General features: G+C 57.3%; 1 rRNA gene (cut by a window edge). It reads left to right on the forward strand.

The features are described from left to right. A 23S ribosomal RNA gene (locus J3477_RS25925) occupies positions 1-279 on the forward strand; its annotated part reaches 392 nt to the left of the window's first position; the annotation flags it as partial.

A 279-nucleotide genomic window follows, 5' to 3' on the forward strand; every position in this document is an offset into this window, starting at 1 on the left:
ACCACCCTGACAGTACTGGGATTCTAACCGGGCACCATGAAGCTGGTGACGGGACATTGTTAGGTGGGCAGTTTGACTGGGGCGGTCGCCTCCAAAAAAGTAACGGAGGCGCCCAAAGGTTCCCTCAGAACGGTCGGAAATCGTTCGTAGAGTGCAAAGGCAGAAGGGAGCCTGACTGCGACACCCACAAGTGGAGCAGGGACGAAAGTCGGGCTTAGTGAGCCGGTGGTACCTCGTGGGAGGGCCATCGCTCAACGGATAAAAGCTACCTCGGGGATA

This window comes from Clostridium zeae (genome assembly GCF_017312485.1).
Classification (GTDB): Bacteria; Bacillota; Clostridia; order Clostridiales; family Clostridiaceae; genus Clostridium_AR; species Clostridium_AR zeae.